The sequence below is a fragment of the uncultured Nostoc sp. genome, assembly GCF_937863485.1.
In the GTDB taxonomy this organism is placed as follows: domain Bacteria; phylum Cyanobacteriota; class Cyanobacteriia; order Cyanobacteriales; family Nostocaceae; genus Nostoc.
Map to the genome: position 1 here is coordinate 15,439 of NZ_CALMFY010000055.1, position 22,456 is coordinate 37,894.

A 22,456-nucleotide genomic window follows, 5' to 3' on the forward strand; every position below is an offset into this window, starting at 1 on the left:
TAATACATGATATAGTTGCACATTCTTTAATAAACTACACAAACTTTGGTGATCGCTTTCTACCCTTGTTAGTTTATGTATTCAAGCTAGAGGGGAAAGAGGAAACTACAGTACATAACGTATTAAATTTTACTCTAATTTACTAGGTTAAAATTTTATTACATACTTATAAATTTTCTCACCGATTTACTTAATCAGAATGGAAAAATCAGCTTAACTCGGTGTAATTACTTTTACTAGCAGTTCAAATATTGAAACTAGAGTTGGTTTTTGTCTAATGATTCCAATTCTGTTTGATCGGTCTGTCATATGTTTGTTTACAGTTAAACTACATATACAAATTAACAACCTAGACCTATTGACGAGTAGTACCCCTTAGGGTAGTATTTTTGGCAAAAAAAAGTGGCTCTGCAATCAGCAGAACCACTAAAGCTTTCGCAAACCTGTTATAACTTAACGAACTGCCCCTTGAGCAGAAACAGTATCAATTGGCTTCATCAGGTACAGCCGCAATAACTGCCAGCCATTGGAGATGTAAAGCGGCAGTTTCTGGAAGAATTGCAGGAATTTGGGAGTGTTAGAGTTAGCGAGCGCACTCAGCTTCTGATTATTGCTTATACAAGTATCCAACCGTTGATAAAACTCTGGATTCTCTACATCCAGCATCAGCGGGAATACCCTACCTGCGTTTTCGTTAGTCTTCTGAATAACATGGATGTCGTATTCTCGCGCATCCAATCCAAGGGTGGCATAAAAGTCCTTGCGTTGGATGTCATTGAGATACATTGTCGCAAACACCGACAAGAGGAAGAACCGACTCCACAGCCGTGCTTTCCAATCATTCAATATTTGCGGCTGGGATTTCATGATCGCATCGAAGAAATCCCCGTGACGGTTTTCATCTTGACACCAGTTTTCAAAGAACCGGAAGATTGGATAAATCCGGTCTTCGGGATGTGCTTCTAAGTGGCGATAAATGGTGATATAGCGCCAATAACCAATCTTTTCAGAAAGATAAGTGGCGTAAAAGATGAATTTTGGCTTAAAGAAGGTATAATTGCGGCTCTTAGTCAAAAACCCTAAATCTAGGGACAGATTAAAGTCCGACATAGCTTTGTTCAAAAAGCCAGCGTGACGTGCTTCATCCCGTGACATCAGGTTAAAGCACTCTGCCAAAACGGGGCTTTTGCCTTTCAAGCGACGACCGAGTTCTTTATACAGCAAAAAGCCAGAAAACTCTGCCGTACATGAACGTTCTAAAAATTCAACGAACAACCGACGAGTCTCCCCATCAATATGATCCCAGGATTGTTCAAACTCGGCATCCCGAACAAAGTGATGGCGGTTGTAGTCAGTGCGAAACTCTTCGAGAATGGCTCTTAACTCGTCTTCGTTAACGGAGATGTCCATCCGCGCCATTTCATCAAAATCGGTAGTATAAAACCGAGGTGTTAACAGGGTTTCTTTTGCCGGGACTTTAATCCCTGGCCGGATTTCTTCAAAGCCTGGTTTTTTGAGGGAATCTACCATGTCTTGATTGCTCTTTCGTCTTTATTATCTTAAGTAGACCCTTCGGGTGACGCTCCTACGTCGCTACCGCTACGCTAATGGCAGTTCCTCATAGGGAAACCCCCATCGCCTTTGGCGTCTCCCCTTGGGAGAAGACCGAACTGACTCACCAGAAAGCCAAGGGTAAAGCTCTGGCAAGGCGCAACAGCCCACAAGAATCCAATTGTATAAAGTTCAGTCTACCAAGGTACGGGTTATAAATTTGCAAGCGAAACATTAAGAGTTGCAACAATAATTCAATGTTTGCGGAATCAAAAATCGCGGATTGGTAGTCAAATAAACGTAGTTCAGTGATCAGGATTGTTTTGATCAAGTGGATTAGGACGCTCCTCTTGTATTCTCAAAGCACTACTATCTCAGTAATTTTCTTTGGTTCTTACTACAATAAATTAATGCGGTTTTCTCAATACATTGATCATCTTAAAATTAACAATCCATGACTAGCATAATTACTGAAAAATTCTAATTATTTTAGTGATATCTTGCACCCTTTCCAATAACTGTAGGTTGGACACTGCCCATAACGTCAAATTATAGTTGGAGCGAACATCACTACCCACCTACAAAAATTGCCAGAAAGCAACTGGTGTAAGATGTAAATCTAGCTATTCATGCTTGGTATAAAAAACAGTATGGAAAAACTATCTTAGACAACAAGAGCAAATCCAAAGAGTTGAAAACAAGATGAATCTTGAAAACAATCAGCAAAAAGACCGACTTCTTGTCTCTTACATCTTGTGTGCAGTCGGATTTTTCGGGGTGGGAGGGCTGCACCGTTTCTACAATGGCAAGATCGGGACTGGGTTGTTGTGGCTGTTGACCGGTGGTGTGTTTGGTATAGGACAGGTCGTGGATTTGTTCTTCATGCCCGGTATGGTTGACGAATACGAATACAAACTAAGACTAAAAGCGGGTGTATCTCCCTTTGGTGTGCCGTTAAATCAAGCAGTGGTTGCCTCTGAAGTTCACCGCCCAACAGGCAACCAACTGATGATGAAACTGATCGAAGCGGCGGAAAGCAAAGGTGGTATTTTAACTGTCACTCAAGGGGTAAAATTCACCGGAGCTAGCTTTGTCGAAGTGGAAGCTACTCTCAATGAGATGTACAAATCAGGTTACGTGAAAATTGATAACGACCCCAATACTGGAGCCGTTACTTACCATTTCCACGAACTTTAAGGGGAGTGGGGAAGAAGCAGGGGAGTAGCGGGCAGAGGGCAAGGAGGAGAATAAAAAATTACCTCTTTCCCCTCTGCTCTCAACAAGAACTGCCTCTCTGCCTCTTTTCAATGCCCAATGACTAATTTATACCTAACCACTTTTGACCGTCCAAGCGTTGAACTAAGCCAAATACCAATAAATCGAGTGTAATTCTGCGCTCATCGATTAAGAATGACTCAAGAGTGCTAGGTTTTTTGCCTTCATTACAGGAAAATCCCTTTTTCCCTTGAATATCTTCTTCGGGGAAATACAAGTTAAACTGACGCAGACCGATTTCTGTCCAACTGCCGATAATTTGCCAGCATTCTTCGGCGGATTCAAAGCCAGTGATTGGCACCTTTTGCTTGGCAAAAGACACCTGTAAATCTTGCACACCTTGTTGAGCGATCGCTTTTTGTAAAGCTGGCAAGTAATCTTGCTCGATGAACTCTACAAATGGCTTATCTTCAACAGCTGGAGCTTTTTCCTTTTTGGCGGCTTTAGCTGCGGCGGCTGGTTTTTCTCCTGTTGCTGCGGCTTTTTCGCCTCCTGCGGCTTTTTCTCCTGTTGCTGCGGCTTTTTCGCCTTCTGGGGCTTTAGCTGCGGCGGCTGGTTTTTCTCCTGTTGCTGCGGCGGCTGCGGGTTTTTCGCCTCCTGCGGCTTTAGCTGCGGGTTTTTCTCGCTTGGGTGGTACAGCAGCGGGTTTAGCAGCATTGGGGTTATCTTCAGGATTTGCGGCTTTAGGATCTGGCGCGTTGGCAGTAGGAATATCTGTGGCTTCGGGTGAGTCTGTACTAGGAGCGTGTTCTTCAGCTACACTGGGAGCTTGCTTGTCAACAGTGCTGGGAGCTACTTCTCCCGCTTGATTGTGATTGGTTTGGTCTGCCATTGCTCAGGTCAATCCTTTAATCTAGCTTTCGGAGCGATCGCTCACCTTGAGGTATCGGGTATTTTCATTTTGACATAATAGTACCGCAAGGCAATAATAACTGTACAGTTAAAAATAACGCAAAGGCTTAGGACATAAGCTTTCTTCCCTTCTGTCCCCTGCCCTTCAATTTTGGATTTGCGGTTTTAGATTGTTCAATAGTACGATGTTTTGCATCCTGTGTAGAGATGTGTCTATACCGTAGCTTAAAAAGGGGGAGATTTTAAGAGCTAACTTTTTAAAGGGATTGGGGAGTCTTTTCTACGTAAGTCTTATTCAATCTAAAATCCAAAATCTAAAATCTAAAATTCTTCTGCCTCACTCAAATCCCCTTGAATCCCATACCAGTTTCTACCTGTTGGTGTGCTTGGGTAGAACTTACCTTACCAGACGCAATGCTAGAAGTTTGACGCCAAATACCAACTTGGCTTAAGAATAGACCTACTAAAATCAAGCTACCGCCAATATATTGAGGTCGGGTAGGAGCTTCACCTAAAATTAAATAGGCTGCGAGAATGCCCACAATTGGGCTAAATGAGCTAACTAAGGAAGCCATAGATACAGTGGAAGTTTTCAAGCCTTTAATTAAAAAAGACTGACCTACTACTACAATCAATCCACCATAGAGAAACATCCATTGCCACAAGAACGGTGAGAGGACGTTAGCAAAATGATCGCTGCCATAGACGACTAAAGCAATGAGGAAAAAGATTACGGTTCCTAGTGCAGTCCGAAAGATGCTATGGATTCCTAGAGGGATCTGCGAAAGGTGTTTCTTACCAATAATCGTCGAAACACCTATGGCCGCTGATCCTACTGCTGCCAAAAGTTCCCCTATGCCTAAACTGAAACCTCCCATGTTCATCATGGCATCTGTTGAAGGCTGAAGGATGATAGTTAGGATAACACCGATAAACGCTGCGATCGCTCCGATAAATTCCCAAATATTTACCCGTTCCCTCAATAACCAGACTGATAAAGCCAGAGTTAGAGGCGGTTCCAAACGTCCCACCAAGATGACATTGTTCACTCCTGTGAGTGCAAATGCCTGGAAAATTAAGCCAGGGGCCAACGCTCCCGATAAAATAGCTACTGCTGTTAGACTGACCCAATCCTGACTTGAGAGTTGCTTCAAAGTAGCTTTGTTCCACTGTCGCCCATAGATTAGGATCAGAAGTATCAAGGCGCAAAGGTTTCCCACAAATAAAACATTACAAAAAGAAATCGGATTGCGATTGCTTATGAAATGTTCAGCACCAATTTCTGTTAGCTTCCGGGTAACTGCGCCAGATGCTGCAAAAATTAGCATTGCTAGCCAGAGATATGTTTGTCCCGAAATTCTATGAATTAGGCGATGTGGTCTTTTGGGTCTAGTCACAATAACACTACTGCAATCAAAGCATTGCTCATTATATTAAGTTGCCGTCATTCAGTTCTGAATAAGGTTTTGTTGAGAAAATACTTAAATTCTGCTGTGACTTGGAGTAACCATGATTGCCTGAGAAAGTGCTGAGAATCAACTAAATTTTCTCAAAGGATAAATTCATGAAAATAGTGGCTTAGTTTCAATCAACTCTCACTCCCACCTGAGATGCTTGGGATGTTCAGGATAAAACAAAGAAGAGAGTAACAAATGAAACTTGCACCCATACTTACAAGTGTCGCTTTGGTTGGTTTTCTCACAGTTTGGGACGCACCATTAAAGGTGATCAATCCGTTATTAGTGCAGGCATCAGCAGCCCAAGAAATGTCTCTAACACAGAAATTAGACTTGCTAACTAAGAGTAAGGGTAAGATTGGTAGTGGTGATCAACTACGTCGTTTCTTTTACGGTGACTTGGAGCCAATCGGTATCCAGGTAGGTGGTGCAGGTCACGTAGTTAACCTTTACAACAAAGCCAATGATATCACATTCGCTTACTGTTCATACTACGATGTGATTGTAGCAATTAAGAAAGGTAAAGTGACTAAGTTTGAACCCAGTGAAGTGAAGTAATACTATATCCACTTTTCAATTAATATTTTGCTAAAACCAGAGGAGCTATTTGATTACATCTAGGTTGCGATGTCTGACGACAAGCTACGTTGCATCCACGCCCTAGTAAAAGTCTGATTTAGTCCTCCACAAAAAGGCATTAAAGTTCTTGCAGAATCAGGTTAAAGGGCAAAGGTAAAAAGAAAATTTAATCTTTTTACCTTTAATGGCCCATTAATTTTATTTATTCTAGACATTGCCAGCTACCATAAAATTGAAGAAAGAGATTTGGGGACAAGGGGAATTTTGCAGATAGGGATTGAGATCCCACCTGAAACCCAAGAGGCAAGAAACGTCTGATAAAAATCGTGGAAAACTTAGCGGCACAGCTAGATTGCAGTGTACCCCAAGCATCAGGAAATAAAACAGCAACCCAAGCAACATCTGATTTTTGGAATTCACCATATATCGATGATTCCCATGCTGATTTTATTTCAGCGCAAATTGATAAATTAATCTTTAAATGATTATAAAATAATTTCACTGCTGTTTGTTACAGAAAATCAATTAATTCAGCAATTGCGATCGCCAAATTTCTTGTAGTAGCCCAACTCTCTAAATCAGCAGCTACTTGCATCAGTTGCTTATAGATTTTATCATCAATCCACATGCCAAACTCCTCCCGCACCTGATTAGCAGAAGTTAACATGATTACCAAATCCTGCACTGTTTCCAAGCCCACTACCATCATACAGGCTGGTGCCTTCTGTCCGAATTTCTCCATTCGGGGCGGTATAAAGAGTTCTACGAGATTACTGCACCAGCAAAAGCCGAATTTCGACTTGACAGATTTGACGCAATCTTTGGATAAGGCGATCGCGCAATATCATAATTACACCGGGCCAAAATCAGCTTAAACTGCCCCACAGACGTCTCAATCCCTCAAGCCAATTGTTGCAGTGAACAATCATAAGGTTATCTTTAGGTAGGTGCGCTGAATTGGTCATAAGCTCATCTAAATCTAGATTTGTGTGCAGGTTTTGACCTTAAGTCAATCTATCCTGCGTTACACTCAAGTGCAAGGCTAATAGCTGAAGTCCACTCAAGTGGATTGGAACCTTTTATTAGTCCTGTTTAAAGGACTTTGGTTATTGGTTCCAGGGATTAAAATCCCTGCTGGGTGAGTCGGTAAGCGAAAACTTCATTAGTTTTGCTAGATGTCCTGCATCTGTGATCAAGGTATTCTGGAGATATGTTGCTCAATGCGATCACAAAAAGTATTGCATTGCGAAATAATTGTAATAATATTTAACATGATTTGATGTTGTGTTATTTAGATTAACTATTGCAAAGAAATTCTTTCAAAGTCAGTAGAATGACAAATACAACCAGGCAACTATTTTATAGATTAGTTACCCTAGAACTGTAGACTATGTTTTTATTTTGCCTCTGCGGCATACCAATCAAGACCATACCAAATCCTTCATTAAGAGCTCCCACAAATCATAATGCCTGTGATTGAGAAGAAAAGAACTCGCGATCTGCCCCAAATTAACGAACGAATTCGCTTCCCCAAAATTCGGGTGATTGACACTGACGGTGCCCAACTGGGAATTATGCCCCCACTGGAAGCACTACAACTAGCAGAAGAAAAAGAGTTAGATTTGGTGCTACTCAGTGATAAAGCTGACCCACCAGTTTGTCGGATTATGGACTACGGGAAATATAAGTTTGAGCAGGAGAAAAAAGCACGAGAAGCCCGGAAAAAGCAGCACACGGCTGATGTCAAAGAAGTTAAGATGCGCTACAAAATAGAAGAACACGACTACAACGTGCGTGTCAAGCAAGCAGAGCGCTTTTTAAAAGATGGCGATAAAGTCAAAGCTACTGTGATGTTCCGGGGTCGAGAAATTCAACACAGCGACCTAGCAGAAGATTTGCTCAAGCGAATGGCAACGGATTTGGAGCCATTTGGTGAGGTTCAACAAATGCCTAAAAAAGAAGGGCGAAACATGATGATGCTCATCTCGCCCAAAAAATAATTCTCTAACTAGTTTAATAGACCAAGTTTGAAAATCCCCTGACTTATAACCAGGGGATTTTTTCGTTTTTCGTTTGGATACAACATGCGCCCAAAGGTACTGAGGTCATTTAAATTTATCGAAAATCGATAGTCCTGAAGGCTGAGTGGGAAACATAAGACTCAGTTGCTCAGGACTTTTGCTATTTCCAGGAGATGAGGGACGAGGAGGACAAGGAAGTATTTTCTTTTCTTGGAACGCCAGATCCCAACTCGCCTATTGCGCGGTGATACTACCAGAAAATAAAACTGCATGGAACTGAAAAATCACTGGTTGGCTGCAAATAAAGTTGCTTTACCACGACTACTACAGTGGGTGAATCTCCGACCAGAGGAGAGTGAACGGACTCGGATAATGTTTGTTTTTTACACAACTGTATGTGTAGGATTGCGGTGGGCAGAGGACAGTACGGTGGCGCTATTTTTGGATAAATACGGAACTAACCTACTGCCGTGGATGTATATTGCCAGTGCCGTTATGAGTGCAGGACTGGTTTTTTTATACTCTTGGTTACAAAAGATTTTTCCCTTACGCAGGGTGATTGTAGCGATCGCGCCTTGCATGTTAATGCCATTAGTTTTATTAGTTGTATTACGTTGGGGAGCGCACTTTTCCTACCTGGCAGTGATTTCGGTATTTCTGCTGCGGCTGTGGGTAGATGCACTTTATGTGGTCAATGACCTCAACACCTCCATCGTCGCCAACCAACTATTTAACATTCGGGAGATTAAGCGCACTTACCCACTGGTGAGTAGTGGTCTTTTGGTAGCAGATGTGATTAGTGGCTTTAGTTTGCCTTGGCTAGTGCAATACACCACGCTGAATAAGATCATCCTGATCGCCTGTACAGTAATTTTATTCGGATCGGGGATTCTCTTCTATTTAACTCATCACTATCGAGCAGCTTTTCCTGAAACTCCACAAAGACTAATTTCTGAAGAACAAACCTCACGAGAGCGTTTCATTAAAAGTCCGCTGAAACGCTATGTCTGGCAATTGTTTGCCTTTGTGGGTCTGTTGCAAGTCATTGGGTTGTTAGTAGATTTTCAATATCTGCGCGAACTTCAATCTAATTTGGGTGATCGAGAACTCGCTAGCTTCTTGGGTCTTTTTGGTGGCATGTTAGGACTGTGTGAGTTGTTGTTGCAGTGGTTTATTTCCAGCCGACTCATCGAACGGATGGGGGTATTTTTCACAGCCACACTTTTACCAATCACTGTAGGCTTTTCACTACCAGGAGTGCTGGTATTCCTGAATTTAATTCCAGCCATACAATCGCAAAGCTTTTTTTGGGGTCTAGTGATTGTTAAATTCTGCGATGAACTTCTGCGCTACACCTTTGTCATGAGTAGCGGCCCCATCCTGTACCAACCGATTCCAGAGGCAATTCGCAGCCGGATGCAGACTTTATCTGGTGGAACCGCCGAAGCGATCGCTACAGGTTTGACAGGAGCGCTAATTTTTGTAACTCTATTGTTTTGTGGGAGGTTTGTACCTGTACCCCTGCAAAAGTGGGTGTTGGTAGCAGAAACAATGCTGATAGCTAGTGCCTGTTTAAAAGTAGTTTGGGAATTGCGATCGCGCTATGTTGAACTGTTAGTCTTAAGTGTGGCACGGGGTCACTTAAGTGCAACGAATGTGGGTCTGCGATTCTTTAAGCAGGGGGTAGTCAAAGCTTTAGCAGAAAAAGGCAGTGAGGCTGATAAACGTTCTTGTATTGAACTTTTAGCCCAAATTGATTCCCTTGGAGCTGCGGAAGTTTTAGCACCCCTATTATTCAAGTTAACCCCAGATTTGCAGCGCCAAAGTTTGGAGGTGATGCTGATGGCAGGTGCCAATCCCGCTTATCTAGCCGCCATCCGTCCTTTGTTAGAACAACCCCAAGAAACTAACCCCGAAGTTTTTGCCTTGGCGCTACGCTACGTTTGGCTAGCTGAACCAAATCCCAATTTAAGTACTTTAGAAGAATACTTGAACCCCCGCCAAAACTCACTCATCCGCGCCACCGCCGCCGCTTTAGTCTTACGCCAGGGAACGCCCATGCAAAAGGTAGCTGCTACCCAAACCATGCGCCGGATGTTGACTCATAAGCAAGAACGGGAACGGGTGAATGGAGTCAGAGCGCTCAGAGAAGCAGTTTATTTGCAGGCGTTGCGGATTTACATCCCGAATTTATTACAAGATGAGTCCTTAAGGGTGCGCTGTGCCGTATTAGAAATGATTGCAGCAACCCATTTAGAGGAGTACTATTCGGCACTGATTGCAGCACTTTATTATAAATCAACCCGCAGTACAGCAATGTCAGCCCTAATACTACTGGAGAATGAAGCTGTAGAGATGCTGTTGCAGTTGGCTATCAATATTTACAAACCAGAAGTAGTGCGGATGTATGCTTGGCGGACTATTGCTCAAATTGGCACCCAGCAAGCATTAGAGACTTTATGGGAAAACTTGGAATCATCTTGGGGAACTACCAGGGATCATATTCTCCGCAGCTTACTAAAAATACATAAACAACCAGGAATTACAGGTTTAGTAGATCGGTTTTATGAAAGTCGAGTAGAAAATTTAATACAACAGGAATTAAAGTTTTTAGGTGAGATTTACGCCGCCTACATTGACTTCAAAACACTAGACGAAAAAGAAAATCATCAATCAAGTCAAAAGATTGTGATTGTCTCTGAATTACTACAACGCGCCCTCCTAGAATTGGAATTGGATGTCAAAGATCGGCTGCTACTGTTACTGAGACTGCTTTACTCGCCAGAAAAGATGCAGGCAGCAGCATTTAATCTGCGATCGCTCTCAGTGGTAAACTTAGCGCGGGGCTTAGAAATCTTAGAGCATACCGTAATTCTGTCTTCAAAGTCTCTGTTGCTGAATACTTTAGATAACCGACCGCAGGCAGAAAAATTGCAACATCTTGTAGAAGCCAAGATCCTAGAATATGAAAATATGGTAGTTAGCGATCGCCTCCACAGATTGCTGATGTTGGGTAACTTGCTTTCTGACTGGTGCCTAGCTTGCTGTTTTCATTTTGCTCAAGTGACTCGCATCCGACTGACAAGTTCTGAGATTTTAATGAGTTTGCGTCATCCAACTGGCTTTGTCAGAGAAGCTGCGATCGCATACTTGCATCTGGTTTCACATCGCGTTCTCCTGCAAATCTTACCCCAGTTACAAAAAGATCCACATCCTTTAGTGGCTGCTCAAGTTAAAGAGTTACTCGAAAAATACCAGTTTAAAAATTACAATTGAAAAAACCTCTGCTGGAATAATTTTGTTATTTCCATTGCTGCTAAGTAGTACTTGGACTTGTGTTTCTTCACAATCGTAGACTTGAGAAATGTTTTCTAGGCGAACAAGAACGAGTAGAAAGTAAATTTGACATTTTAAGCGCTACTTATTGCAACTATTGGGTCGAGTTGACCCGCTCTACGAGCTGGAACAACACCAAAAATTAGACCAATCCCACCAGAGACACCGACAGCCATAGCGATCGCCCCTACTGGCACACTGGGTTTAAAAGGGGTAAAAAGTCCCACAATCGTAGTGCCACTGATGCCCACACCAACGCCAATTAAACCGCCAGCTACTGACAGAATGATTGCCTCAATCAAAAACTGAGTTAGAATCGCTTCTTGAGTTGCCCCAAGTGCCTTACGTAAGCCAATTTCCTGGGTGCGTTCAGTCACTGAGACTAGCATGATATTCATGATGCCAATACCACCTACTAACAGCGAAATAATAGAATATTTTAGTATTAACAATTATATCGTCTAGTTAATGATGCATAGGTAGGGGGAGCAGAAGCAAGGTCAACCATAGCCTTTTCACTCATCCTGCCCAGTATCTCACAACTATGCTCTTTAATTAGACATTACTCTTAAAAAAAACAAATAATTGCCTAAATTATTTGCAAAAGATAATGGCTCAACATCATAATTTAAAAGCCTACATAACGCTTTTTTATTATTCTCTAATGAGAATAATAAAAATCTTATTTATCCGTGCTTTGTTTCAAACAAGGATTTTTTGGCTTTGCTGATAAAGCACTGATGTTATATTGATGCATTGTCAATTTTTAATTATTCGATTGGAGAATAACTTTTATATCAACCAAGTTATAAATTAGCATACTTCAAAGATAAATGAATGAAAATTAACTTTGTATCTGTTGTGCTGCCTAACAGCACTACTAGGCGGCATTGCTCCTGCACAATCCGGGGTTGCTTTAGGAAACTATATAAGATGAGCAAACCTCACTGCCAAAGCAGATAAAGAATAAATTAGGGAGTTCAAAAAAAAGAAGTGATCCAAAATGATTAGAAAAGCAATGAAATCGGATAGGCTCTAAGTACCGAATTATCCTCACAAGCTACATCTTCATTTCCTTGTTAGCCTATAAAGTGAAGTAAGAAGTGAAAGAGCATTAGGAACATTCATGTACGTACTAATTGGTGGAGCAGGCTTAGTGGGGCTGACTTTAGCCCAAAAACTGGTAGAAGTAGGACATACTGTTGCCGTTATTGACATTGATCCTATAGCTTGTCGCTATGCTCGTGAACAAGTAGGAGCAATGGCTTTTGAAGGAAGTGCTGTGAGTACAGAAGTATTGTTAGAAGCTGGGATTCGGAAAGCCGGCTCCTTGGCAGCTGTCCTGAGAAGTGATGCTTTAAACTTGGCAATGGTAACTCTTGCGAAACATTATGGTGTTCCTCACCTTTTAAGTCGGATGCGCCACCCCGATTTTGCCGAACCACTGCGGATAGCTGGAGCCAACCATATCATCAGTACTGTTGAACTAGCAGTTTCAACAATGGTGAATGCCATTGAGTATCCGCAAGTAGAATCAATGATGCATTTTGAGCAAGGGCAAATTGAGGTTCTGAAACTTGCCATCCCAAACAATTGCTATGTTGCTGGTCGTAGCGTTGCCGAAATCGCTCAGGATTCCGGGTTTCCTAGTGGTTCGTTAATTATTGGCTATCAACCCCATCCCCACGAAGACTTAATGATTCCTAACGGCAGTACAATACTGGAACCTCATTCAACAGTGCTGATTGTGACTAAACCAGGATCTTTACACCAAGTAATTGATTTTATTGAACAAAAATGTTGAGCGCAGTCCCCACCTAAACTTTTTATTAGATGGGGTTAGCTACAGATGTATAAAAAATGGGTGTAAATAGTTTTAATGAAGCCGTATCCACATCTTTATTTAGCGATCGCTGTTATTTTTCTTGTATCTTGTCAATCAACAAGTATTCCACCCAAGTCACAACCCGATGCCACTCAAGCAACCCCATCTCAAAAAATAGTGACGCTGGATAAGAATTTTAAGATAGCAAGCGGTCAAACTGTTTATGTTCCTGTCTATTCTCATATCTATCATCACAATCGTCAGGAGATTTTCGAGTTAGCAGTTACGCTCAGTATTCGGAATACAGATTTGACCAATCCGATGATCATTACTTCCGTGCGCTACTATAACTCAGAGGGGAAATTAGTTAAACAGTATTTAGAGCGCCCTATTCAGCTTGATGCACTAGCTTCTACAGATTTTTTTATTAATAGAAATGACACTAGTGGAGGTTTAGGCGCAAACTTTATTATAGAGTGGGTAGCCCAAACAGATATATCCGAACCTATAGTGGAAGCAGTCATGATTGGTACTGACTTTCAGCAAGGAATTTCTTTTATTAGTCCCGGTAGAGTCATCAAAAGTCAACCTAATTCATAATCACAAAGAGTTTCTATTCGGTGTAAATACGGTTAATCATAAATACACTTTAAATACGTATAAATATTGAAGATTGATGATGACAAATTAGCGAATATTTCTTAATGTCACTTTGCCTCTGCGGTTCGTTATTTAACTCTGCAAACTTAGCTTGGCAGACTACTAGTTATAAAAAAATGCCTATTTATAAGTATAATAACTGACATTTCATTATTTATAAATACTGAAAAACAAGGTTTTTGTATCATTTTGATAGCGTTATCGGGCACTAACTAGCAACTTACGTTATTAGTGCGATCGCTACTCTTCTAGGATACATGGGTGGGTTACACGTAACGCACCACGATTGTCAATGCAACCTACGCGGACTTTCATCGAGCAGATTTTTCTGAAACCAACTTGAATAATGCAACTTTCTACGCTGCAAATATATCAGAGGCGAGGCTAAACCGCGTGTTTTTGGGAAGAACTAGCCTGTGGCGAGCGAACCTGCGAGATGCACTGGTGGATTTCCGAACACCCCTAGTACTTACGCATTGACAATAAAGACAAGATACGCGTTCAGGAAATTAAGGAAGCGACCCAGCGATCACTAATCATTATGGGCTGCTCCAAGCGGATAATACCTACGTTGCTCTATCTGGGGTTAAGATTATCAGAGGTACTACTAAGCCATCAACAGCAAAGTGTGACTTGAACACTTACACTCTATTTCTCCTGGCGAATAAAAATACCCAGGATGTGTACGTTTGACAAGAATCCTGGAAGATTTATCTCATGATAGTGTCAACAGATTTTTGTTGCCGGAGCAGTATGAACCCAAGGATTTATTTATCGAGTTAAGACCACATATCAATTTGAGCGGTGGAACATAAGTTACGACGATACAGTAATTGATAAGTCTTATAGTGACCAAAATATAACAGAATTAATCGGTTATTTTTGGTCAGGAAAACATCATCGTGCAGTCAAAGTGATTTAGTTAATAACATTGTACTACGCATACCTATCAGGTAATCTGTACCTGTAAACTATCGCATCTACAACATAAAAACTGCTCCTATTACGGTTAAAGTTAAAAGCTTTCTATGCCTGATGTTTCCTTTAGAGATTCGTTAAACTTGCTGTCGGGCGGACAATCAATTCGTTGACATCGACATCATCCGGCTGGGACACAATATACAAGACGGCTCTGGCGATTGCATCTGGGGTGAGTGCAGTCTTGCGGAATTTTTGCAAAGCGTCTTTTGATGATTCGTCTGTTATATCTGAGCCAAGTTCAGTCGCAACCACACCGGGGCATAATGTGGTGACGCGGATATTTTTCGATTCCTGCCGCAGTCCTTCGGAAATAGCCCAAACCGCAAATTTTGTGGCAGAATAGACTGCGCTGTTAGATCCCACCACATGCGCGCTGATGGATGCGGTGTTGATAAACTGACCGCCGCCTTGTGCTTCCATGATTGGCAGACCAGCAGCAATGCCGTTTAACACGCCGTAGATATTCACATTGATCGTGCTATCCCACTCCTCAACTTTCAGAGCATTCATTGGAGACAGGGGCATAACGCCTGCATTGTTAAAGATGACATCGACGCGACCAAATTTGTCTCTAGCAAAGTGGATGAATGCTTTCATATCCTCGCGATTGCTGACATCCACGGCTTTGAATTCTGCTGTGCCGCCTGCTGCGCGGATCTCGCCGACAATCTTTTCCAGCTTTTGGGTGCGCCGCGCACCTAGAACAACAGTTGCGCCATTTTGAGCTAACAGCCTGGCACTAGCTTCACCGATGCCGCTGCTGGCTCCGGTGATGATAATGACTTTGTTTTCTATATTCAGCATCGTAATTTTTCTCTGTTTAGATTAGCTTGGATTAAACAAACACTTCTACGCCCGAATTAATCAGCTTTAGAGCCATCCGCCGTCAACCGCGAGTGTGCTACCGTTGATGTAGGAAGCATCATCAGAGACTAGAAATGTCACCGCCGCTGCAATTTCTTTCGGCTGCGCTAGACGCTGCAGTGATATCTGGCTCTTGAGCACAGCCTCGGGCGGTACGTTCTGGAGCGCTGGGTGTGTGTAACGCTTTGCATTCTCTTGGGCCATGTCCGTCGCTGTGCCACCTGGAGCAATGGCGTTAATGGTGATCCCACGCTCCCCCAACTCAGGTGCTAAATTGAGCACCATTGCTGAAACGGCAGCTTTGCTGGCAGCATAGAGCGTGTGATAGAAGACCGACTTCCGGGCACTGTCGGAGGAAGTCAGCACGATACGTCCACCGGACGGAAGGTAGCGAGCAGCAGCCTCCGCAGCAAACAACTGACCGGCAACATTTACACTGAACACACGCTCGAAATCTTGCGGGGTGATCTCCTCTAGCTTTCCGAAGTGCTCAATCCCAGCATTACTGACCAAAATATCGAGTTGACCGTACTGATCAATTGCTGTTGTCACCAACTGCTGAATTTGGTCAACCTGACTCATATCAGCTTGGATTGCCATGACTTCGCCGCCCTGTTGCTGAATTTGGTTGACAACTTCTTCAGCTTTCTTAGGGCTGCTACTGTAATTGACGACCACTTTAGCGCCTTCGTGCGCCAATTTCATCGCAATCTCTTTGCCAATTCCACGGCTCGATCCGGTAACAATGGCGACTTTTCCTGCTAGCTTTTTCATTGATAACTTCTTTGTGCATTTGAAGGTGTTTAACTGCTTCGGTGACTCCTCTGCAAAGAGAACGATTGCACCACGATTTAAAGCAAATGACCGATTTTTTACGAGTCGATAACCCCTAAGTGTATTGACTCAGAACATTAGCCAAATTCTGTTTCCGAACTAAAAGCGTTTGAAAAACATATTGAGTCATTTTCCGAAAACAAAAGACATAGCTCGGGACGGAGCTGCTATGCGGTGAGCAGCTCCTGCAGGAAGATATCCTCGATCTTGAAGAGGCGATTGGTGATACCCTGCTCGAAGTGGTAGCGAAGCACAGCATCAATAGCTTTCCGGTTCGCCTCGATCCCGTATGGCCACCAGTCTTCACCGAGCACTGCACGATCGTCTGTGATGAGTTTGCTGAACCACGGGAACATCGTGCCCATGTTGTTGAAGATCACGCCGTGCTTGTACTCTTCCTCCGCAGCCTTCTTGGACTCCCAGAAGCCCCTATACACTGACTGCGCCAATCCGGGATGCTGCGTGAGAATGTCCTTGCGGATGACCACGGTGTGCATGATCGGGAAAATGCCCGTGCGCTTGTAATACTCGCGCTCCACCGTTGGGTAGTCAGGAAAGAGGCGCGTCACTTTGGGTGAGTTCTCAAGGATGCACTTCGGCACATCCGCTGAAATCAGCGCATCGAGTTCGCCAGCTTCAAGCATGGCACCCAACTCTTTGCCCTTTGGAATGTCCGTCACCTCGACATTTACCGGATGCGTATGCGGAACGAAGTCGATCGGCTTCAACGGCCAGTCGAGTCCGCCGATAACCCAGCGGCACGTCTCGGGTTTGAACCCGTGCTCATCCGACAGCATCCCCTTCGGCATGATGCCTGCATCGTGGCTGTAGAGGGCGAGTTCGCCAATGGTTTTACCGTTAAGGTCTTCAGGTCTCTCGATGCCGCTTGCCTTGTTGATGTAAATCGCGGAATGCCGAAACGCTCGATTGGGAAAGACGGGAATCGCAACGAATGGCGACTCTCCGCCCTCAAATGTGCGCAGGAAGTATGTCATGCCCAATTCGGAGACATCGAATTTCCGATCCCCAATCACGCCTCGGAAGATTTCTGTCACGATCGGGGCGCTGTGATACGTAGCATCGACACCCTCGATTTTCACCGTGCCATCTGCCAGAGCACGGGTGCGGTCATAGTTCCAAAATGCAATGTCAAGCTTTAGCTGTGCCATACGGTTCTCCTCTCGTCTATTGGTTGTGTTGCAAAAACTTTTTAAGGACAGAGCAATTCTTACAACCTACTACTGGGAGCGGGTTATGGTGAACAGTTTTTTCAGGGATGCCTTGCAGCAAGGCTTTTACAGGACTGATGTGTTAATCAAATACCGCTCCCGGTAGTAAGTGTATTGACTCAGAACATTAGCCAAATTCTGTTTCCGAACCAAAAGCGTTTGAAAAACATATTGAAGGCTAACTTAATGAGTCATTACACCTAAGCGCTAATTTACAGCACGATTTTGCCGCGAACATGCCCACTCTGACTTAGGTCTTGAGCTTGACGGGCTTCAGACAAGGGAAAGGTCTGAGCAATAACTGTCTTAACCTGCCCAGAATCAAGTAAATTCGCAATTTCTTTCAGCAGCGAGGCAGAGGGTTTCGCATCCACCATCTCAGCACGGATACCTCGTCCTTGAGCATCTTGAGCATTGGGGGGAGCAGGGATTGAAACTAAAATGCCACCCGGCTTCAGCACTGCACTACCTACATTGCCGGTTCCACCTGTTACGAGAATCTTCATTGGCTTACCTCATTGTTTGTCTGTTGATGCTCAGACGACTTGCTCTATAGCTTTTCAGACACCCTCTAATGGATCTAGCTGCAAAGCGATCGCTTTCCTTGTCACTTTCGGGTTAAGAAATATCAATAGTCCCCTAAATCACAAATCAGTGCGGCTCAATATGTAGTCGAGGGGCTATTCCTGGATTGACTAATTCTGCCACCTCTTCTTTTGATAATTTGCTCAACTCAGCCTGCAGTTCTTCAGCCGTGAAGAGATAGCCTTGTGCTTCTGCAAGGTTGACGCAAGTTTGTATATCGCCTGCAGCTTGACACTGTGCCTGTAACGCTTGGTTTTGTCTAATAGCTGCAAAAAATTGGTTGATCGGTGTTTGAGCCATGTCAATTTATCTCCTTGTGAATTGATGCAGTAGCTTTATGGCATGTTGTTCGCTTCGTTGTTTTTCATGATTGGTTTATATAAGTGTTTGCTTAGCAAGTTTCTGCTCAACGGAACGTATTACGGATTAGTCTTGCTCTTGAGGAAGCTAGCTATCATGCCCAAAGCCGCCTCCGCTGCGTTCAGTGTTCCGACGTTCCCTGGAAAGACGTGCGTCATTCCTTCCCACACGTGAGCCGTCACATCGACCCCCTCGGCATGGGCACGCTTGGCATAGCGGCGCGTGTCATCGAGCAGCACCTCGCTCGTTCCAACGTGAATTTGAATCGGGGGCAAGCCAGTGAAGCTGCCGTAAAGCGGCGAAACCAGCGGATCGCTTGGATCGTGCCCGTTCAGGTAGCTCGCACTAGCCATTGACAGCACCTCCCTCGTCAACAGTGGATCGTCGTCTGCGTGGTCCTGTAAACTCAGTCCTGTCAAGGCCAGGTCTGTCCAGGGCGACATCACAACGGCAGCGGAGGGAGCAATGCCACCGCCTGCAAGCGCATCGGATTGTGTGACTGACAATAGGACCAGAGCCAGACCGCCACCGGCTGAGTCTCCGACGATCGCGATCTTCTGGGTGCCCTGTTCGACGAGTCCGCGATAAGCCGCCTTCGCATCGTCCAAGGCGGCTGGGAAGGGGTGTTCCGGTGCGAGCCTGTAGTCCACCACGAACGCGGATGCGCTTGTGCGTGCGGCGACCTGGCCGGCGAGATGCCGATATGCATGCGCCGAACCTTGTGCATACGCTCCCCCGTGAAGATGGATGATGGCGACGCCTAGGTGTGGGTTCTGCGGATGGCACCAAACGCCTGGCACACCCCCAACTACACCTTGCTCATAGCTTACACCCAGCGCGTCCGGGGTTTTCTCCATGATCTCGTCGAAGGAACCGCGAGCATCCGGTCCGCTCAGCTTGCCTTTGGAGGAAGCAGCCTCCGTCCGCATCACAGCGACGAGCTCGCCATCCTTTTCGGTGAGCGGATGGCGGATCTCGGCTGCATTAGCATTGCTGGGTTCAAGCTTCTCATTGTCGGACTGCATCTTTTTTCTCCATTGCTTGGTAACAATTCGTTCGGGCACCGCTTGGCAGTTTGTGCTAAGTTGCCAGTGAAGACGGGCTAACGAACCCAAGCTCAGTGACAGCGACTGGCAACACAAGGCCCGACAAACAGAGAAAGCCCGATCATCAGCCTCCGTTCGCTGGAGCGTATTGTTATGCGGTGCGATTAGACGGACTTCTTCATGAATGCTGGATACGGCGCGAGCGGCAAGATCTGGTAGTCAGCGTAATCAACCTCGATCAGTGGAAAACTATCGATCATCTTTTGCAGATGCTCCGGTGACTCTGCTTCAAAGAGAACGCCTGCGCCGCGGTTTTTCGTGTCCAGCGCCCACACTTGACGGAGACCTCCCTCCGCGTAAAGGACTTGCGCTTGCGCCTCCTCTTCGAGTTCCCGTTTCTGGAAGTCAGAGGGCATTCCATCAGTCTCGAATTTCTGTTTGGGCGTGAAGATAACAAGATATTGCATAGGACACTTCTGTTTAGCTTAGTTGGTTGTGAAAACCGGACAAAAAAGGAGGCATACCCGCAAGAAAGCAGACGCCGAAGCCTCAACGAACACGCTGCTGACCCCAAAAAGAGAGCGTGGTCGAAGAGTTCTTAGCTATTTGCGATAGTAACGGTTTGATGGAGGTATTCGTTACTGGAAAGCTGGGCAAGCATGAAGTCAGCCAAGTCGGCACGTGTAATTTTATGAGCCTTCTCGCCCGTTTCGGGATCGAAGACTCGAATGTTCCCCTTGGCGGGGTCGTCGGTGAGGATGGCTGGGCGAAGAATCACCCAGTCCAGACCGCTGGACTCGACAGCAGACTCCATTGCCGCTTTGTCCTTGTCCGCGCCGCGCAAAAAGGTCGAAACCAGTAAGCGCACATAAAAGGGGGTATTCGCCTCACTCTCCCCTTCGCCAAGCATGGAAGTGACTACGAGACGATGCACGCCGTTTCGCTGCATGGCAGCAATGATGGTGTTGGCGGCACTCGATTCGAGCGTCGTTTCCTTGTAAGGTGTTTTGCCGCCGATCGTGTCAAGCACCGCGTCTTGACCGAGGACTGCTGCGTCCATTGTGGCACTGTCGGTGGCGTCCCCTTCGATGACGCGAACATCCGAGACTTCGTATTCATCAGCTTTATGAACGAAGGCCGTGACCTGGTGGCCACCGGCTATAGCCTGTTCGATTACAGCTCTACCGGTCTTGCCGGCGGCTCCTATGACTAAGATTTTCATATTTTAACTTTCCTATGTAACGCTTAGTGGGTTTTCAACTCACAGAAATGGGGCCTTGATCAGGACTTCTGTGCGAATGCAGGATCTGGGGCGAGAGGGAAGACCTGGGTGTCAGAGTAGTCAGCCTTGATCAGTGGAAAGCTGTCGATTATCTCTTGCAGGCGCTCCGGTGACTCCGCTTCAAAGAGAACGGCCGCGCCATGATCCCTCTTGCCCAGCACCCACGATTGACGGAGAAGTCCCTCCATGTAGAGATCTTTCGCTCGCGCCTCTTCCTCGAGTAACAATTGCGGGAAGTCAGAGGGCATTTCATCGCTTCCGAATTTCTGTTTGGGTGTGAAGATAACAAGATATTGCATATGACACTCTATTTAGCTTGCTTAGAGACTCTGATCGAATCGGAAGTCAAAAGGGTAACACGGACGGTGTTTTTCAAATGAGCTTTCATTTCGGTAGCGATTGAGTGTGCGCTGGGATGCTCAAAACAATGTGAACCCACCGTAGTATTTTTCGTTCAAGGCTTGATTTCATAACGTGCGATTGCTTCGATTTAAAGTTTCCTCTGTATTTAACATCTCCCAGTATGATTAATCAACTTATATAGATAAAGGTGGTTTTTATGAATTGATTGTTTTTAATATTGGACAATAGCAGAGTGCAGATACTCTCATTGCAGTTAGTGCAGGTTATGGACGATTTGAATGCTGTTTTAGTATTTCTCAAAGTCGCGGAACTGGGAGGATTTGCCGCAGCAGCGCGATCGCTAGACTTGCCTAAATCTACCGTCAGTCTGAAGGTCAATAAGCTAGAGCAACGGCTAGGAGTCCGATTATTTCATCGCACGACGCGGCGGGTTTCTCTTACTGAAGAAGGACGACTGTATTACAAAAACTGTTCACCTATTCTCAATGCGTTACATGATGGTGATGATGCGATCGCCAGCCTGCAAGGACATCCGCAAGGCACTGTGCGAGTGACAGCTACCCCGTTGTTTGTACGGTCTGTTCTCGCACCCAATTTGCCAGAGTTTCTGCTGACCTACCCTGATATTCGAGTGATTCTCCATGCGGCGACTGAATACAAGGATATTGTGAAGGAAGGGTATGATCTAGCGATTCGGATTGGGGAATTGGACGATTCAACCCTGATCATGCGGCGGATTAGCACAGATCGTCAGAAACTCTTTGCCAGCGCAACCTATCTCAAAACCGCTGGCGAACTAAGAGCAATTGCTGATTTGACCAGTCATACGCTGCTTTGTATGGCTCATCGTCAGAACGAAGTGACCTGGACATTGGATAATAAACAGCACGAAACAGTAACGCTCTCCTTTCATCCACGACTACTCAGCAATGACGTTGCCCCCATTTATCAAGCAATCGTTGCTGGAGTAGGGATTGGGCTGCTACCGGAATTTCTGTTTCAGCAGGAGTTACAGGGTGGGGATATAGTAAACGTCTTACCCCAGTGGTCATCAGCTCCGGTCCCGATTAACGCACTTTACCCCAGTCGAAAATATGTCCCAATGAAAGTCAAAGTCTTTTTAGAGTTCCTTGAGCAAAAGATGCGCTAAAACTTAACGTCAGTTCGGGTTAATGTTCGCGCGCTTAACCCCCAGAGTTCTGGGTTTGAGGGGCGCTCCCGAATCTCACAACTCGAACCGGAGCGCTATCGTTCCTATTTAAATGCATATGCTTATATTTCTGTCAATGCGTAAGTCCTAACCCTAGCCCTTTCAAGGTGTGTTATTTTTCAGTTTTTTCTGGTTTAGAATCTTAA

General features: G+C 44.7%; 22 protein-coding genes and 3 pseudogenes. 11 read left to right on the plus strand and 14 right to left on the minus strand.

Going from position 1 to position 22,456, the window contains the following annotated elements:
• Positions 1 to 453: 453 nt before the first annotated feature.
• A complete protein-coding gene (gene acsF / locus Q0541_RS07905; protein WP_298907888.1) occupies positions 454 to 1,530 on the minus strand; it encodes a magnesium-protoporphyrin IX monomethyl ester (oxidative) cyclase in 1,077 nt (358 codons plus the stop codon).
• Between the two features lie 723 nt (positions 1,531 to 2,253).
• Between acsF and Q0541_RS07910 the strand changes: the two genes are divergently transcribed.
• Positions 2,254 to 2,748, plus strand: a complete 495-nt coding sequence (locus tag Q0541_RS07910; RefSeq protein ID WP_298907891.1) for a TM2 domain-containing protein — start codon at positions 2,254 to 2,256, stop codon at positions 2,746 to 2,748.
• Positions 2,749 to 2,869: 121 nt separating this feature from the next.
• On the opposite strand, the gene Q0541_RS07915 is transcribed toward Q0541_RS07910, so the two are convergent.
• Complete coding sequence (locus Q0541_RS07915; protein ID WP_298907894.1) at positions 2,870 to 3,658, minus strand: DUF2996 domain-containing protein; 789 nt, start codon at positions 3,656 to 3,658, stop codon at positions 2,870 to 2,872.
• Positions 3,659 to 4,019: 361 nt separating this feature from the next.
• Positions 4,020 to 5,075 (minus strand): DMT family transporter, encoded by a 1,056-nt coding sequence (locus tag Q0541_RS07920; protein ID WP_298907896.1) that lies wholly within the window; start codon positions 5,073 to 5,075, stop codon positions 4,020 to 4,022.
• A gap of 255 nt (positions 5,076 to 5,330) precedes the next feature.
• Here Q0541_RS07920 and Q0541_RS07925 point away from each other — a divergent pair, with 255 nt between their 5' ends.
• Together Q0541_RS07925 and Q0541_RS07930 are read left to right on the plus strand one after the other, a co-directional pair.
• Positions 5,331 to 5,693 carry a hypothetical protein gene (locus Q0541_RS07925; protein ID WP_298907897.1) on the plus strand — a complete coding sequence of 121 codons (363 nt, stop codon included), beginning with the start codon at positions 5,331 to 5,333 and terminating at the stop codon, positions 5,691 to 5,693.
• A 314-nt stretch (positions 5,694 to 6,007) separates the two neighbouring features.
• A pseudogene (locus Q0541_RS07930) lies at positions 6,008 to 6,175 on the plus strand (transposase DNA-binding-containing protein); the annotation flags it as partial.
• A 50-nt stretch (positions 6,176 to 6,225) separates the two neighbouring features.
• Here Q0541_RS07930 and Q0541_RS07935 read toward each other — a convergent pair.
• On the minus strand, positions 6,226 to 6,381 hold the full coding sequence (locus Q0541_RS07935) for a hypothetical protein (RefSeq protein ID WP_298907899.1): 156 nt from the start codon (positions 6,379 to 6,381) through the stop codon (positions 6,226 to 6,228).
• Here Q0541_RS07935 and Q0541_RS07940 point away from each other — a divergent pair.
• From Q0541_RS07940 to Q0541_RS07950, 3 genes are all read left to right on the plus strand, one after another.
• Positions 6,380 to 6,589, plus strand: coding sequence for a hypothetical protein (locus Q0541_RS07940; RefSeq protein WP_298907902.1), 210 nt, complete (start codon positions 6,380 to 6,382; stop codon positions 6,587 to 6,589). The genes Q0541_RS07935 and Q0541_RS07940 overlap by 2 nt on opposite strands.
• A gap of 591 nt (positions 6,590 to 7,180) precedes the next feature.
• Positions 7,181 to 7,714, plus strand: coding sequence for a translation initiation factor IF-3 (gene infC, locus Q0541_RS07945; RefSeq protein ID WP_273767490.1), 534 nt, complete (start codon positions 7,181 to 7,183; stop codon positions 7,712 to 7,714).
• Between the two features lie 291 nt (positions 7,715 to 8,005).
• Positions 8,006 to 11,011, plus strand: a complete 3,006-nt coding sequence (locus Q0541_RS07950; protein WP_298907912.1) for an MFS transporter — start codon at positions 8,006 to 8,008, stop codon at positions 11,009 to 11,011.
• A gap of 134 nt (positions 11,012 to 11,145) precedes the next feature.
• On the opposite strand, the pseudogene Q0541_RS07955 reads toward Q0541_RS07950, so the two are convergent.
• Positions 11,146 to 11,499: pseudogene (locus Q0541_RS07955) on the minus strand (FtsX-like permease family protein); the annotation flags it as partial.
• Positions 11,500 to 12,197: 698 nt separating this feature from the next.
• On the opposite strand from Q0541_RS07955, the gene Q0541_RS07960 reads away from it, so the two are divergent.
• The 4 genes and pseudogenes from Q0541_RS07960 to Q0541_RS07970 form a co-directional block, all read left to right on the plus strand.
• Entirely contained in the window at positions 12,198 to 12,875 is a 678-nt protein-coding gene (locus Q0541_RS07960; protein WP_298907916.1) for a TrkA family potassium uptake protein, read from the plus strand.
• Positions 12,876 to 12,950: 75 nt separating this feature from the next.
• Entirely contained in the window at positions 12,951 to 13,496 is a 546-nt protein-coding gene (locus Q0541_RS07965; protein WP_298907919.1) for a DUF3124 domain-containing protein, read from the plus strand.
• A 345-nt stretch (positions 13,497 to 13,841) separates the two neighbouring features.
• Complete coding sequence (locus tag Q0541_RS34370) at positions 13,842 to 14,036, plus strand: pentapeptide repeat-containing protein (RefSeq protein WP_366941835.1); 195 nt, start codon at positions 13,842 to 13,844, stop codon at positions 14,034 to 14,036.
• Positions 14,037 to 14,189: 153 nt separating this feature from the next.
• Positions 14,190 to 14,549 (plus strand): annotated as a pseudogene (locus tag Q0541_RS07970) (IS701 family transposase); the annotation flags it as partial.
• 51 nt (positions 14,550 to 14,600) lie between these two features.
• Here the strand turns inward: Q0541_RS07970 and Q0541_RS07975 are convergent.
• The 9 genes from Q0541_RS07975 to Q0541_RS08015 form a co-directional block, all read right to left on the minus strand.
• Positions 14,601 to 15,341, minus strand: coding sequence for an SDR family oxidoreductase (locus Q0541_RS07975; protein ID WP_298907922.1), 741 nt, complete (start codon positions 15,339 to 15,341; stop codon positions 14,601 to 14,603).
• 66 nt (positions 15,342 to 15,407) lie between these two features.
• Complete coding sequence (locus Q0541_RS07980) at positions 15,408 to 16,175, minus strand: glucose 1-dehydrogenase (protein WP_298907925.1); 768 nt, start codon at positions 16,173 to 16,175, stop codon at positions 15,408 to 15,410.
• 227 nt (positions 16,176 to 16,402) lie between these two features.
• Entirely contained in the window at positions 16,403 to 17,404 is a 1,002-nt protein-coding gene (locus Q0541_RS07985) for a hypothetical protein (RefSeq protein WP_298907928.1), read from the minus strand.
• A gap of 272 nt (positions 17,405 to 17,676) precedes the next feature.
• On the minus strand, positions 17,677 to 17,970 hold the full coding sequence (locus Q0541_RS07990; RefSeq protein ID WP_298907932.1) for a zinc-binding dehydrogenase: 294 nt from the start codon (positions 17,968 to 17,970) through the stop codon (positions 17,677 to 17,679).
• Between the two features lie 145 nt (positions 17,971 to 18,115).
• On the minus strand, positions 18,116 to 18,349 hold the full coding sequence (locus Q0541_RS07995; protein ID WP_298907935.1) for a Nif11-like leader peptide family RiPP precursor: 234 nt from the start codon (positions 18,347 to 18,349) through the stop codon (positions 18,116 to 18,118).
• 119 nt (positions 18,350 to 18,468) lie between these two features.
• Positions 18,469 to 19,434, minus strand: coding sequence for an alpha/beta hydrolase (locus Q0541_RS08000; RefSeq protein ID WP_298907938.1), 966 nt, complete (start codon positions 19,432 to 19,434; stop codon positions 18,469 to 18,471).
• Between the two features lie 185 nt (positions 19,435 to 19,619).
• Positions 19,620 to 19,922 (minus strand): muconolactone Delta-isomerase family protein, encoded by a 303-nt coding sequence (locus tag Q0541_RS08005; RefSeq protein WP_298907941.1) that lies wholly within the window; start codon positions 19,920 to 19,922, stop codon positions 19,620 to 19,622.
• Between the two features lie 131 nt (positions 19,923 to 20,053).
• Positions 20,054 to 20,677 (minus strand): NAD(P)-dependent oxidoreductase, encoded by a 624-nt coding sequence (locus tag Q0541_RS08010; RefSeq protein WP_298907946.1) that lies wholly within the window; start codon positions 20,675 to 20,677, stop codon positions 20,054 to 20,056.
• Between the two features lie 59 nt (positions 20,678 to 20,736).
• A complete protein-coding gene (locus Q0541_RS08015) occupies positions 20,737 to 21,036 on the minus strand; it encodes a muconolactone Delta-isomerase family protein (protein ID WP_298907949.1) in 300 nt (99 codons plus the stop codon).
• A 296-nt stretch (positions 21,037 to 21,332) separates the two neighbouring features.
• On the opposite strand from Q0541_RS08015, the gene Q0541_RS08020 reads away from it, so the two are divergent.
• On the plus strand, positions 21,333 to 22,250 hold the full coding sequence (locus Q0541_RS08020) for a LysR family transcriptional regulator (protein ID WP_298907951.1): 918 nt from the start codon (positions 21,333 to 21,335) through the stop codon (positions 22,248 to 22,250).
• The last annotated feature ends 206 nt before the right edge of the window (positions 22,251 to 22,456 follow it).